Source organism: Staphylococcus sp. HMSC034C12, assembly GCF_001835895.1.
GTDB lineage: Bacteria > Bacillota > Bacilli > Staphylococcales > Staphylococcaceae > Staphylococcus > Staphylococcus hominis.
The window spans coordinates 1-14,024 of the sequence record NZ_KV826359.1; the positions used below are offsets into that span (position 1 = coordinate 1).

Annotated in this window: 12 protein-coding genes and 2 tRNA genes; 3 read left to right on the forward strand and 11 right to left on the reverse strand. The window is 32.1% G+C overall.

The genetic code is table 11. From position 1 onward, the window contains the following. Nucleotides 1-191: DUF1643 domain-containing protein (locus tag HMPREF2629_RS10315; RefSeq protein WP_141756724.1), on the forward strand; the 191-nt coding region annotated here is incomplete at its 5' end. A gap of 13 nt (nucleotides 192-204) precedes the next feature. Then, entirely contained in the window at nucleotides 205-426 is a 222-nt protein-coding gene (locus HMPREF2629_RS10320; RefSeq protein WP_070519080.1) for a hypothetical protein, read from the forward strand. A gap of 77 nt (nucleotides 427-503) precedes the next feature. Here the strand turns inward: HMPREF2629_RS10320 and HMPREF2629_RS10325 are convergent, their stop codons facing one another. Then, nucleotides 504-2,771, reverse strand: coding sequence for a bifunctional glycosyltransferase/CDP-glycerol:glycerophosphate glycerophosphotransferase (locus HMPREF2629_RS10325; protein ID WP_053018580.1), 2,268 nt, complete (start codon nucleotides 2,769-2,771; stop codon nucleotides 504-506). A gap of 309 nt (nucleotides 2,772-3,080) precedes the next feature. Between HMPREF2629_RS10325 and HMPREF2629_RS10330 the strand changes: the two genes are divergently transcribed. After that, nucleotides 3,081-3,263, forward strand: coding sequence for a hypothetical protein (locus tag HMPREF2629_RS10330; RefSeq protein WP_053018577.1), 183 nt, complete (start codon nucleotides 3,081-3,083; stop codon nucleotides 3,261-3,263). Between the two features lie 119 nt (nucleotides 3,264-3,382). Here HMPREF2629_RS10330 and rlmH read toward each other — a convergent pair whose 3' ends face one another. The 10 genes from rlmH to dnaB form a co-directional block, all read right to left on the reverse strand. After that, nucleotides 3,383-3,862 carry a 23S rRNA (pseudouridine(1915)-N(3))-methyltransferase RlmH gene (rlmH, locus tag HMPREF2629_RS10335; protein ID WP_049379432.1) on the reverse strand — a complete coding sequence of 160 codons (480 nt, stop codon included), beginning with the start codon at nucleotides 3,860-3,862 and terminating at the stop codon, nucleotides 3,383-3,385. Nucleotides 3,863-4,282: 420 nt separating this feature from the next. Further along, nucleotides 4,283-5,065 carry an MBL fold metallo-hydrolase gene (locus tag HMPREF2629_RS10340; RefSeq protein ID WP_029376799.1) on the reverse strand — a complete coding sequence of 261 codons (783 nt, stop codon included), beginning with the start codon at nucleotides 5,063-5,065 and terminating at the stop codon, nucleotides 4,283-4,285. Nucleotides 5,066-5,339: 274 nt separating this feature from the next. Next, a complete protein-coding gene (locus HMPREF2629_RS10345) occupies nucleotides 5,340-6,131 on the reverse strand; it encodes a two-component system regulatory protein YycI (RefSeq protein ID WP_017175611.1) in 792 nt (263 codons plus the stop codon). After that, a complete protein-coding gene (locus tag HMPREF2629_RS10350) occupies nucleotides 6,132-7,463 on the reverse strand; it encodes a YycH family regulatory protein (protein ID WP_049379433.1) in 1,332 nt (443 codons plus the stop codon). Further along, nucleotides 7,453-9,279, reverse strand: coding sequence for a cell wall metabolism sensor histidine kinase WalK (walK, locus tag HMPREF2629_RS10355; protein WP_070813367.1), 1,827 nt, complete (start codon nucleotides 9,277-9,279; stop codon nucleotides 7,453-7,455). The genes HMPREF2629_RS10350 and walK overlap by 11 nt, the downstream gene beginning before the upstream one ends. Before the next feature lie 12 nt (nucleotides 9,280-9,291). Next, the gene (gene yycF / locus HMPREF2629_RS10360; RefSeq protein ID WP_049379434.1) at nucleotides 9,292-9,993 is read right to left on the reverse strand and encodes a response regulator YycF; all 702 of its coding nucleotides are present in this window, start codon (nucleotides 9,991-9,993) and stop codon (nucleotides 9,292-9,294) included. A gap of 488 nt (nucleotides 9,994-10,481) precedes the next feature. Then, nucleotides 10,482-10,554: transfer RNA gene (locus HMPREF2629_RS10365), tRNA-Asp, on the reverse strand. Nucleotides 10,555-10,559: 5 nt separating this feature from the next. Beyond that, nucleotides 10,560-10,634: transfer RNA gene (locus HMPREF2629_RS10370), tRNA-Glu, on the reverse strand. Nucleotides 10,635-11,024: 390 nt separating this feature from the next. Beyond that, complete coding sequence (locus tag HMPREF2629_RS10375; protein ID WP_017175614.1) at nucleotides 11,025-12,308, reverse strand: adenylosuccinate synthase; 1,284 nt, start codon at nucleotides 12,306-12,308, stop codon at nucleotides 11,025-11,027. Nucleotides 12,309-12,587: 279 nt separating this feature from the next. After that, nucleotides 12,588-13,988, reverse strand: coding sequence for a replicative DNA helicase (gene dnaB / locus HMPREF2629_RS10380; protein ID WP_002449507.1), 1,401 nt, complete (start codon nucleotides 13,986-13,988; stop codon nucleotides 12,588-12,590). Nucleotides 13,989-14,024: the final 36 nt, after the last annotated feature.

Consider the following 14,024-nt stretch of genomic DNA (forward strand, 5'->3'; position numbering starts at 1 on the left):
GTGAAAGTGAAACAGTGATTCTTGCTTATGGTGCCTATGCGAAGCGCCCTGTTGTAGTCGAACGTGTAGCGCAAGTGATGGAAATGTTAAAACCACATAAAAAGAAAGTTAAAAAACTCATTAATCCAGCAACAAATGAAATCATGCATCCACTTAACCCTAAAGCACGTCAAAAATGGACTTTGAAATAAAGGAGGATTATCTATGAACCATGACACTACACAATCAAATTGGCGAACAGTTGCTAACTTCTTAGCAAAGCATAATTATACATCAGTAGTAAAAGGGCTAGTATATCATTTCACAGTAATTGAAGATGAAGAAATATTGGATAAAATCTATGAAGATTTTATGAATGACGATTGTATTACAACGGTACTTAATAATGATTTACAGACAATTATTAACCATTATCTATCAAAATGAAAACTATATTCTAATAAAACTAGAGCATCCTTCACTTTTGCGGTGAGGGATGCTCTATTAATTTATTTTTTTAAATATTACTTAATAACCTTTTCAATGACTCTTTTTGTTGCTTTTCCATCATCTAATAAACAGAATTTATTATAAAATGCTTCGTATCTCTCTTTATAATTATTATTTACAACCTCAATATTTTTTATATTATTAATAACTTCCAATGAATCAAATAAAAGCGGTCCTGGTAAATCTTTTTCCATATCTATATAGAAACCACGCAGTTCATCTTTATATTTATCTAAGTCATAAGTATAGAACAAAATAGGTCTTTTCAGATTGGCATAATCAAAGAAAACTGAAGAATAATCTGTGATTAATATATCGCTTACAATATAAAGATCATTTACATCATTATATTTAGAAAAGTCAAACGCAAACCCTTCATATTCTGAAATATCTAATCTATCTGATATAAAGTAATGCATTCTAAGTAGTACGATATATTCTTCTCCCAATTCTTGTCTCATTTGTTCTAAGTCTAAATTTAATGAAAATTTGTATTGCCCTACTCCATGATATTCATCATCTCTCCAAGTAGGAGCATAAAGAACGACTTTTTTATCTGTAGGTATATTTAATTTTTGTTTAACCTTATTTTTATATTCTCGATTATAATTACTTAAGATATCATTTCGAGGATAACCATAAGTTAAAATATTTGAAGTAGGATATTTGAATGCTCTCTCGAAAATTTGCTCACTATATTTATTAGCAGCAATTAGGTAATCCCAATTTCTTGATTGCTGATAAAAATCTTGTTTATAATTTTTACTTGCTGAAGTTACATTATCCATATCAAATACTAATCTTTTTAAAGGAGTACCATGCCATGTAGATAAAATAGTTTGATCTTTCTTTTTAACTAACCATTTGGGTTGTCTCATATTTAGTATAAAATACTTTGCGACAGTTACATAATAAAAATATTCCCAGCTAAATCTATCGATAATTTTCACATTTTCATCATTTAATATTGGATAGTCTTCTAAAATATCTTTATTATTTAAAATCCAAACATGCTTAAATTTATCGCTATCAGAGGATTTAAGATATTCAAAAATTGCTTTAGGACTGTCAGAGTAATTTTTCCCTAAAAAGCTTTCATAAACTATCAAATCTTTACGTATTGGCAGCTTTGTAAAAATATTTTTTTGTATAACTTTTTTTCTATATCTTTCATTTTTAGGCTTCAAAAATTTATAAGTGTTATACAACTTAACTCTTCTTCTTGTTCTATTATAGGCTTTTCTATATTCCCCGCTCTTAATAGGATTAATTTCCAATTTATGACGCAAATTGATTTTGAGTCTTTTTGAAGGTTTATTTAGTAAATCTCGTAAAATTGAATATATTGGTTTTACATTGTTAAATGAGTTTCGAAAATCTTCACTTTTACATACATAATACAAATATTCTCTCGTAGCAAAACCTTTTAATTTTCTCGCTAAGTTTAAATTAGGACAATAATTCAATGCTTTATCATAAGCTAATAATTTATAATAGCTTTTAGTTTCTTTAAATTTTTGTGTATGTGACGGATAACTAATACTATCGTTATGTATTAATTTAAAATACAATTTTACCTTTGTTTGTTTTATTCTATCTACTAAATTATATAATTTGATAACAAATGGAATATCTCCATATAAACTGTTAGTTGTATCAAATTCTAGTTCATGATCTATTATGAATTGTCTATTAATTATTAACCCATTAGATTTCAAACGATAACTAATATTGTCTAAAAATTTATTTTGTTTAATATTATCATAACTATGCTTTACTAATTCAAGCTCATATAGTTTATTAATAAACTCTGGATTAGATACATTTTCATTGTTTATATCAATAAGTAGCTTTCTTAATTTTTCGGAAGTTTCAGGTTTATAAAAACTTCGAGTGTTTTCCTTGAAAGTTAAACTTTTAGTATAGTGAGTTTTTTTTACTCCTAGTTTAACCACAAAATCGTGTTCTTCATTTATAATTTCATTGGCATAAATTAACGAATTAGGATGTAAGTAATCATCACTATCCATAAACAAGATATATTCACCCTTTGCTTCCTTAATGCCTATATTTCTATAGTATTGAGGGTTTGATGAAACATTAGATTCTAAAACTTTATGGTTAAAATTAATATTTTTTATTTCATCATGCAAATTTGAATCTCCATCATGTATAAATAACACCTCAAAATCTTTAAAAGTTTGATTATTAAGACTATCTAAACAATCATTAAACATCTTTGAATCTGTTTCTTTATAAGGCATAACTATTGAATATTGCAAACTATTTTCCTCCCTAAAATGTTCACCTAATACTAAAGAGCATAGTTTTCTCATATGTATATATTATAATTTAATCTTTACATAAAATTTACATATTATGGATAATTTTAACAAATGTGCTGTGAAAGGTAAATTTTAATTTTACTACTTTTTGATAATTTTTAATTATATAAATCTATTTTTAATAATATATTTATAAGTGTTATACATTCTTAACAATTATTATTTAATATTAAAAAAATATATTTACTAATATTAAAATAAATGCTATTTTTAGCTTATAGTTATTGAATAAGGAAGGGAACTTCTATGAAAAAATTAAAATTCTTTTTATTAATTCCTTTTTTACATATTTTTTATACACGACTTATTGATATTAGAAATAAAAAATTGGTAGATAGTGTAGATATTGAATCTGAAGAAGATATCCTTTTGCAAAAAAATCTATATAGAGATTCAGATGGAAAAATAAGAGAATTTATTAATTATTAATTATATTTTATATTTTTAAAGATTTATTTCTTTTTCAAGAAATAAATCTTTATTTTTATATCTTAATACATGTATTGCGCTAATTCTAATTTTTTCATGAAGCGGTTAAAAAAACCGCATCACTTATGATATGCTTCGCCTCTCATAATCTTAAATGCTCGATACACTTGTTCGATTAAGACGACGCGCATCATTTGGTGTGGGAAGGTCATTTTGCTGAATGAGAGTGCGTAGTTGCTGCGATTTAAGACGTCTTGATGGAGTCCGTTCGATCCCCCAATGACGAAGACGAAGTCGCTTTGTCCTTGTGTCATACGTTGTTGTAGTTCTTTAGCTAAACCTTCTGATGACAACATCTTACCTTGTATTTCTAATGTAATAACGGTGGCTTGTGGTTTAATTTTGGCTAATAATCGTTGTCCTTCTTTTGCTTTGACATGTTCAATCTCTTTGTCGCTCATAGTTTCAGGTGCTTTTTCATCCGGCACTTCAATCATCTCAATTTTAGAGTATGCCCCGAGTCTTTTTTCATATTCAGCAATCGCTTGTTTCCAGTACTTTTCTTTTAATTTTCCGACAGCTAAAATAGTAATCTTCATTATAGTCCTCCATGTTGATAATAGTTATTCGACTTATCCACAAGTTATCAACTTGTTAACAGAATTCCCTCTAATTATAACAGTAATGTATATAAATTCTGTGGAAAATTCAAGATTTATCTACAAAAAATCTCATTCATCCATCACTTTTGTGGATAAGTCTGTGTATAATGTGAGTATTTCTGTGTGTATTATTCACAATAGTGGATAACTTTCTTCAGATTTGGGGATAACTTCACGACCGTCTTTTATATTTATTCACAGATTCTAAGTAAATCACTTTAATTATCCACTTTTTAATGAATATTCATGTATAGTCCAAATTGTTAGATCATATCTTTAATTTTTCCAAAAAAAGAGCTTAATAAAAACCTCATATTCCCTTAAGATTTTCATTAAGCTTCATACTTCTTTTCAATTTTATAACGTGTAAATCGGTGTCGCTTGTGCTTTATCTGTGTCACATAACAATACTTCTTTTTCAGTATCGATATCATGTTCATTTAATACTTGTCCGACGCTCATTCGTGCTAAATCTTTCATATTATTATCACGAGATAAATGTGAAAGATAGATACGTTTCGTATTACCTGTAATCACATCCGCCATCGCATGTCCTGCATCTTCATTTGACACATGTCCCATATCACTTAAAATACGCTGTTTCGTCTTCCAAGGATAACGACACATGCGTAACATATCCACATCATGATTACTTTCAAACATAAATGCGTCACTACCTTGAATCATACCTTTCATTCGGTCTGACACATAGCCGGTATCTGTAATCATCGTAAATTTCTTATAGTTATTATGGAAAATGTAAAATTGTGGATCAATCGCATCATGAGAGACATTAAACGATTCTATATCAAAACCTGCAATAGATTTTGTTTCATAGGGATTGAAAATAAATTTTTGATCCATCGGAATTTTATCATCTTTTTTTTCAATCGCTTTCCAAGTTTTTTCATTCGCATACACTGGTAAACCATATCGACGTGCAATGACGCCAAGTCCTTTAATATGGTCGCTATGTTCATGTGTCACTAGGATGCCATTCAGATTCTTCATATCCCTATCAATCTGACTAAATAAATCTTCCATCTTTTTACCCGTAAGACCGACATCTACTAAAAGACTGCCTTTCTCACTTTCTACATAAGTCGCGTTTCCTGTACTACCGCTTGCTAATACGCTCATTCGAATCAAGATGGTTCATCCTTTCTCATTATCTTAAGTTTTAATTATTTAGAGTGCCTTCAGTCTAATTATTTTATATTTACTCTTTTTTCTAAAAAAATATAGTTTCGAACTTGTATCTCTGTTCGAAACTTTCCGCTCTAAAAGTACTTTTATAGTATACTATACCAACCTGTAACTAAAAATTCCAATTCTCTGTTTATATTAAATATGTAAGAGCAAAACAACGGGCAAATTTGACCGCCATTTTGCTCTATTTAAAATGATTCACTTTTTAGTTATCAATCACTTTTGGATTGACTGAAGTGGCTTCAACATAATATTTTTTCGTTTCTTCTTTACCTTTATGTTTCACTTTGATTTCCCAGTTTGCTTGTAGTAATTGAACGTTGGTTTCTCTTACTACTGAGTAATATCCTAATCTTGCATCTAATACTTCATCGCCAGCTTTTAAGTAACGATTGAAATACAAGCTTTCAATTGCTTTACGCGGTGTAATGACTTGCTTCTTAGGATTATTGTCACCTTTTGCAGGTTCAATTTTACTCATTAATGTTTGTTTATACATTGTCGCTTTACCATCGTCTATATTAAAGCGAAGGCGTGCTTTATTGTTATTAAGCAATGGGTACCCATCATATGTTTGTTCATAGGTAACAGCATTTGAATTAATATCGCCAAGTTGATAGACCTTACCATTATAAATATGATTGATAATGTAATCTTTTAAATCACTAAGATTACGATCACTTACATTTACAGTATTATCTACGTCACCACTTACTGTGAAACCAGAATCACTTGTTTCTAATGAAGATTTATTTTCAGCGTATGATTTAAAGTTTTTAGAAGTAGCAGTAATCATTTGCATCTTCGTACCACTTACATCTTTATTTAATACATCTGTCGATACTTTAATCTCTTCTTGCTGGAAGTTGACTTCATTATCGCTTTCAGTTTCATTAATTTGCGATTTAGTCACCTTATTAATATAAATCAGAATGAGAAAAATATTGACTAGAACAAACACGAAAATAAACAATGTTTTGGTTAGTTTCCAGTTCATTTATTCAAGCCTCCCATCCTGATATACATACCATTCACCATCATACTCAACATACCACGTTGGAATAAATTCACTATTACGTTGTACTTCGATGTCATCTTTATCTGGCTGATCATCTTCTTTATAGCCAACGATCATATTCGATATTTTTTCAAAATCAATATTATGATTGTTCGCAAGTGACGCACGCACAGTTTCCAAACTATCTAATGATGTCGTTGCACCTTCTAAAGGCACGCTTGAACGTAGAAGAGCACGTTTATAGTCATAAATTCCTTTTTCTCCCCAAGTCACGTTAATTTCATTTAACTGCTGATCATTAAATGTAGGATGTCCATTGAGGAATAATTGATAGGTTAATTCTCCTGACATATTATCCGTATTGAACAGACGGAAATCATCGTTAAAGAAACCACCATGATTATTAATATATTCGAATGTACTTGGAATGGAGGTATCCATATCTTTCGAACCTGATTCATCTTCAGATAAGTTTTTATAATGGTACTTTTTACTGTCATCATTATAGTTTGCGACGCCGGTATTATTATTATATGTGGTTGAACCACTTTTTCCGCTTCGAATAATGACAGAATCATCAAATAAAATTGAGTTCATCGTTTCGACTGAAATCGTATCATATACCATACGATATGAGCGTAGGTCTTTTGGATGTTTCGGCGCAAAAATATGCGTTGATTTATCAATCGTCGTCTTATTCGTAATCACTTCCGAATAGGTTTCCATATCTTTTTCTAAATGATGAATGGTTTTATTAAATGGCGTTGCCTTAGCGTCTATCGTCACTTTCATGACTTGTTGATGACGTTTACTCAGCGCATATAATTCTAAATCACCCTTAGGATTTTTATCAATTAAAATTCGATTAAAGCTAAAATGTTTAGGAATTTTAGCTGAGTTATTAAGTACTTGACCTAAATAGGTTGTTAGTGGCATATCATACGTAAAATCCAACACGACAAAATCATGGTCTAATATCGGAGTTTGCAAATTATACCCTTTTTGCATTAATTCCACTTTACTCACTTCATGATCTTTGAGTGGATCAATAACTTGAGCGAGTTGAGATCTTGATGGTGTCAATCCTTTTACTTTATCTCCTTTAACTGACACAACTTGATAAGGTGAAATCACTGTGTCCATCTTTGCAGCTAAAGGTTTACCAATGGTTTTAGTATTATTTTTTTTACTATCCGCGCTGTCTAAATTATTTAAATCTGGAGTAAAGTTCCATATCATATACGTAAGGACAATACTCATCATGACTAAAAGAAAAAGGATAACTGATTTAATATGTTCCTTACTGTTCATCCCAATCACCGTCGTCTATCACTTCACATGGAAGTGTAATAAATATCGATGTGCCTTGTCCTTCAACACTGTTTGCCCAGATACGACCATTATGTGCTTCGACAATTTCTTTTGAAATGGCCAGTCCAAGACCCGTACCACCCATTTTACGTGTACGTGCTTTATCTACGCGGTAGAAGCGATCAAAGATTTTATCCACTTTATTAATTGGAATACCGATGCCATTATCTTTAATACGAATGGTCATTCGATTATAAAGTGCATTTTGTTTCACGTGGAACTCGACACGTTTATCTCCACGAGAATATTTCATCGCATTCGTAATGACGTTATCAAATACTTGCGTCATCTTATCTGGATCTATTTCTGTGAAAATCGTTTCATTTGGAATTTCACGTACAAACGTTGTATCTTTCGCTGCCATTTCATGTCGATTAATAATTTTATTAATAAACATATTAAAGTCAACAATTTCTTTTGTAATTTGTTCTGTCTCATTATCCATTTTAGATAATTGAAGTAAGTCATTGACCAGTCGAATCATACGTATCGTTTCTTCACGTGTGACTGAAAGGAACGATGGCGCAAGATTTTCATCTTTCCAAGCGCCTTCTTCAAGTGCTTCAATATAACTGTTCATTGAGGTTAGTGGCGTACGTAATTCGTGTGATACATTGGCAACGAATTCGCGACGTTCACGTTCTACTTGTTGTTGCTCTGTAACATCGTGTAATACGGCGATATAACCATTAACAAATCCCGTATCTTGTACAATCGTGCTAAAGTTGACACGTGCAATAATACCTTCTTCTTCATTCATATCAATTAAGATACTATCATTATTCTCTTGAATTTCTTCTAATGAAAAATCGCCTTCTATTTTTAAAACATTTAGCATGTAATAACCAATGAGGTCTTCTTTCGCCATACCTAACATTTTAATCGCCATATCATTCACAATACGAATACGACCACGTCGATCCGTCGCAATGATACCATCACTCATATGTGTAATGACAGAATCGAGTCGACGTTTTTCACTTTCTGTATTCGCTTGGGCTTCTTGTACACGTTTAGAAAGATTATTAAACGCAAGCGCAAGTTCACCAATTTCGTCATTGCCATAAATCTTAACACGCTGTGTATAGTTCCCTTTTGACATTTCAACTGTTTGGTTACGCATATCTGTAATCGGTCGCGTAATCGTTCGCGCAATAAAGAAACCGAGTATGACCGTGATAAATAAAGAAATAGCCGTACCAATAATAAAGATTTGATTAATATTGTTAAGCTGGTTATATACATCATTAATATTTGACTCTATGTAAATATTACCGATCACATCATTGCCATTCTTAACTGGTAAGTTGTAAATCCAAATCCGTTCTTTACCATTACCATAGTCTTTTAAGACGTTATGACTATTTGCTTCGCCAAGAGAGATTGCTTTTTGAACAGAATTATCATTCACCTTTTGATTAATTAAGCTATGTGATGATAACTTCGCTGTAGCCATTATAATTTGATCTTTATCAATAAAGCGGATTTCTTCAATCTCTTGTCGGTTAGCGTATTCATTCAGTAGCGATTGAACTTCCTTTTGTGCATTTGAAGGATTATCTTTATAAATACGCTCAATATTGACTTCGAGTTGTGTCGCATATTGTTTAATATTCTTCATGAAATTATTGGTTAATTCTTTTTCTAAACTATTAGTGAAATACAGACCAATAATCTGCATTCCAATAATAATCAGTAAGACATAAACAATAACGAGTTTTGTGTGAAGGGATTGGAGTTGTTTCAGCCACTTCATCGTTTGCAACCCCTAATCATGTTGTTGGAGGAAGTATCCAACGCCTCGACGTGTCACTATATATTCTGGATGAGATGGATCGTCTTCAATTTTTTCTCTTAAACGACGAATGGTTACATCCACTGTACGCACGTCTCCAAAATAATCGTATCCCCAAACCGTTTGTAGTAAGTGTTCACGTGTCATAACTTGACCCATATGTTTTGACAAATAGTGGAATAATTCAAATTCACGATGTGTTAATTCAATATCCTCACCACGTTTTTTAATTGAATAAGCCTCAGGATAAATTACGATATCTTTAATCGCAATTTCATTCGTTTTACCTTCAGATTCTTGCGCAGGTTGAGAATAGTGACGTCTTAAGTTTGCTTTCACACGTGCAATTAATTCACGTGTACTAAATGGTTTCGTCACATAATCATCAGCGCCTAATTCAAGACCCAATACTTTATCAATTTCTGAGTCTTTCGCTGTTAACATAATAATTGGCATTTCGTATTTTTTACGTACTTCACGACATACTTCCATGCCATCACGACCAGGTAACATAATGTCTAACAATACGATGTCTGGCTCTTCTTCATAAATTAAATCGACTGCATCATTACCATCATAAGCGCAATGAACTTCATAGCCTTCTTTTTTTAAATTAAATTCTAAAATATCCGCAATTGGCTTTTCATCATCAACTACAACAACTTTTCTAGCCATATCTATAAACCTCATTTCTCAAATTGTAGTTTAAACCTTAATGTTTATTATATTTTGAGTAAAACATTAACTGTATTATATGGCGCTATCTTACGTCTTAACGCACGTTTATCTACTATATAATTTAACATTAATATTCACTTAATTCTATTTTCATATTTAAAATTATAGAATAACATTAATTTAAAGTTTACCACTCTCGTTTTATATTACAAATAAGTTGAGCGCCTTGAATATTGGACAAAAGTCGTAGGAAGACTGAAACGATACAATGTTACAAAATGATGATAGAGGATAGTCGTTGAAAATTAAGAGTGATATATAAAAGATGTATAAAAAAAGAGAGAAATATTAAAAATATATTGCGACGTCACCTATTTGTAATACACACATCGTTTTACTCATGATAACGTCTATATATTTATAAAAATAAAGACGCAATATTAAAAAAGCATAAAAAAAATGCCTACCCTTTTGGATAAGCAATACGGTCTCGACGGGAATCGAACCCGCGATCTCCTGCGTGACAGGCAGGCGTGTTAACCGCTACACTACGAGACCTAAAATGGTGACTCCTACGGGACTCGAACCCGTGTTACCGCCGTGAAAGGGCGGTGTCTTAACCGCTTGACCAAGGAGCCGTTCTTAAGCACAAGATAGATTATAGCATAGCTTTTATTTTAAAGACAAGAACTTTTTTACATAATTTTAATATTTTTTTATAATTCCTTAATTTTTAGAAAAAAAGAGTTGTTTTGAAGATAGATTACATAACAATATACTTTTTTTCTTTACTTTTACATTATTAATTCATATTCAAATTTAAATGATACGGTTATCATTATCTTATTTTATATATAAAAAACGTTGCTAAAGTGAGTCACTTTAACAACGTTAGATGTATACAATTAAATGTTTTATTATTAACGGGCTTCGAAACGTAATTCTCTCATCCATCATATGCTAATCTCTAAAATCAAAAACCGATTTTCGCTCTTAGCACGTTATTGCTCTAGGTTTATACGCTTTTCTTACCATAATTTTTCTAATAGGTTTGTTTGCTCACGGTCAGGGCCTACAGAGAAGATTGAAATATGAACGCCACATAATTCAGAAATACGTTCTAAGTATTTACGTGCGTTTTCAGGTAATTCTTCTAATGTACGACAACCTGTAATGTCTTCCGTCCAACCAGGTAATTCTTCGAAGATGGGTTTACAACGACGTAATTGATCTAAGTTTGCTGGATATTCTGTGATTGTTTCACCATCTAACTCATATGCTGTACAGATTTTAACTGTATCTAAACCTGTTAAAACGTCAATTGAGTTAATAGATAAGTCTGTAATACCACTTACACGACGAGAGTGACGTAATACAACTGAGTCGAACCAACCTACACGACGAGGACGTCCTGTTGTCGTTCCATATTCACGACCTACTTCTCTAATATGATGACCATCTTCATCGAATAATTCAGTAGGGAATGGGCCATCACCTACACGAGATGTATAGGATTTACATACACCAATCACTTTAGATACGAAGGTTGGACCCACGCCAGTTCCTACTGTCACGTTACCTGCAACAGGATTACTTGACGTTACGAAAGGATATGTACCATGGTCGATATCTAACATAACACCTTGTGCACCTTCAAATAAAACCTTTTCATCAGCTACGAAAGCGTCATCCAAAATTTTAGCTGTATCTGTAACGAATTCTTTTAAACGTTGACCAGCGGCATAGTATTCATCGAACATTTCATCAAAGTGTGGACAAGTTTCATTAAACATCCCTTTGAAATATGCATTTTTAATCTCAATATTTTCTTTTAAACGTCTTTCAAATGTATCTTTTTCTAATAGATCAGCCATACGAATACCAATACGTTGTGCTTTATCTACATAAGCTGGTCCAATACCTTTTTTCGTTGTACCGATTTTATTATCGCCGCGACGACGTTCTTCATATTCATCTTGTGCTAAGTGATACGGTAAGATGACTTGCGCACGGTTTGAAATACGTAGATTATCTGTAGAAATACCACGTTCATTTAAACCGTCTAATTCTTTTAATAATGCAACAGGATCTACAACCACTCCATTACCAATCACTGCTAATTTATCTTTATAAAAAATACCTGATGGTACTAAATGTAATTTGTATGTTTCTCCACCAAACTGAATGGTATGACCTGCGTTATTACCACCTGAAAAACGCGCAATCACATCTGCTTGTTCTGCTAAGAAATCTGTAATTTTACCTTTACCTTCGTCTCCCCATTGTGTCCCAACTACTACGATTGATGACATGTGAGCACCTCCAAAGTTTTCTCAATTAACCACTAAGTATTCTATCAATACGTTTCATATAATGCAAATAAAAATCGAACATTAAAAATAGCATTCACATCAGTCAAATAAATACGTATTTTTTATTAAAAAACCTTTAAAATTGCTAATTTACCAGTATCTCAAGTCAGTTTTACAAATGTTTAATACACATACTTCACTTAACTTTACTTTTTAAAAACAAAATAAAAACCGTACATTTATATTAAAAATAATAATAATGTACGGTAAAAAATATTTTTATGACATGTCTGCATGTGCATAATCAATGTCTGTAAATTTATTATATTGTTTCATAAAGTGTAACTTCACTGTGCCTGTCGGGCCGTTACGTTGTTTGGCAATAATAATTTCAATCTCACCATTATCGTCATTGGATTGAGGTTCGAACTGCGTACTATCGTCATCTTCTTCACCATCGCCTCGATTATAATAATCATCACGATACAAGAACGCAACAATATCTGCGTCTTGCTCAATTGATCCTGATTCACGAATATCACTCATCATTGGTCGTTTATCTTGACGTTGTTCTACGCCACGAGATAACTGACTCAGTGCGATAACGGGACATTCTAATTCACGAGCGATGGCTTTTAACGTACGTGAGATTTCAGAGACTTCTTGTTGTCTATTATCTGAAAAGCGTGAGCCACTCCCTTGAATAAGTTGTAGATAGTCAATGACAATCATATCAAGACCATGTTCTTGTTTAAGACGACGACACTTTGATCGTAAATCTGTAATACGAATTCCTGGTGTATCATCAATAAAAATCTTTGTTCTCGATAATTTACCTACTGCAATCGTAAATCGATTCCAGTCTTCTTCTGTCATTGTCCCTGTTCTTAAACGGTTAGAATCTACATTTCCTGAACTACAAATCATACGTGTCGCAAGTTGATCGGCACCCATTTCAAGTGAGAAAATACCTACTGTATAGTTATCTTCATGAGTGGCTACTTTTTGAGCGATATTAAGTGCGAAGGCAGTCTTACCTACAGAAGGACGGGCTGCTAAAATAATTAAATCATTTCTATTAAAGCCCGCAGTCATCTGGTCTAAATCGCGGTATCCAGTAGGAATACCCGGCGTTTGCCCACTATTTTGATCAAGTTCCTCTGCAGTCTCATATACTTGACCTAAGACATCTCTAATATCTTTAAATCCATCACTTTGACGGTTTGCTGAGAGTTCAAGAATACGTTTTTCAGCATCACTTAAAATAGCATCTAATTCAAGCTCATTATTATACCCATCATTCGCAATGCTATCAGCTGTTTGAATTAATCGACGTTTAAGCGCAAGATTAGCAACTATATTTCTATAGTATTCAATATTACGTGTCGTCGGTACATTATTCGATAATTCAGCTAAATATTGAGGGCCACCAGCCTCACTTAATGTACCTTCTTTCGTTAATTGTTCCATTAACGTGACTACATCAATCTCATGAGCATCTTCGTTTAAGTTCATCATTGCTCTAAAGATATGTTGGTGTGCACCTCTATAAAACGACTCAGGAAGTAATACCTCCTGAGTCGAACCTATTAATTCTGGATCTAAAATAATTGCACCTAAGACAGACTGTTCAGCTTCATTGTTATGGGGCATTTGTCTTTGATCATACATATTATCCATCAATCATTACACCCATCTATCTTAAAATTTTCGACA

Excerpts from the sequence above, each read along its gene's own strand:
- dnaB (WP_002449507.1), bottom strand. The coding sequence starts at position 13,988 with ATGGATAATATGTATGATCAAAGACAAATGCCCCATAACAATGAAGCT.
- yycF (WP_049379434.1), bottom strand. The coding sequence starts at position 9,993 with ATGGCTAGAAAAGTTGTTGTAGTTGATGATGAAAAGCCAATTGCGGAT.
- walK (WP_070813367.1), bottom strand. The coding sequence starts at position 9,279 with ATGAAGTGGCTGAAACAACTCCAATCCCTTCACACAAAACTCGTTATT.
- rlmH (WP_049379432.1), bottom strand. The coding sequence starts at position 3,862 with ATGAAGATTACTATTTTAGCTGTCGGAAAATTAAAAGAAAAGTACTGG.
- HMPREF2629_RS10340 (WP_029376799.1), bottom strand. The coding sequence starts at position 5,065 with ATGAGCGTATTAGCAAGCGGTAGTACAGGAAACGCGACTTATGTAGAA.
- HMPREF2629_RS10330 (WP_053018577.1), top strand. The coding sequence starts at position 3,081 with ATGAAAAAATTAAAATTCTTTTTATTAATTCCTTTTTTACATATTTTT.
- HMPREF2629_RS10345 (WP_017175611.1), bottom strand. The coding sequence starts at position 6,131 with ATGAACTGGAAACTAACCAAAACATTGTTTATTTTCGTGTTTGTTCTA.
- HMPREF2629_RS10320 (WP_070519080.1), top strand. The coding sequence starts at position 205 with ATGAACCATGACACTACACAATCAAATTGGCGAACAGTTGCTAACTTC.
- HMPREF2629_RS10350 (WP_049379433.1), bottom strand. The coding sequence starts at position 7,463 with ATGAACAGTAAGGAACATATTAAATCAGTTATCCTTTTTCTTTTAGTC.
- HMPREF2629_RS10375 (WP_017175614.1), bottom strand. The coding sequence starts at position 12,308 with ATGTCATCAATCGTAGTAGTTGGGACACAATGGGGAGACGAAGGTAAA.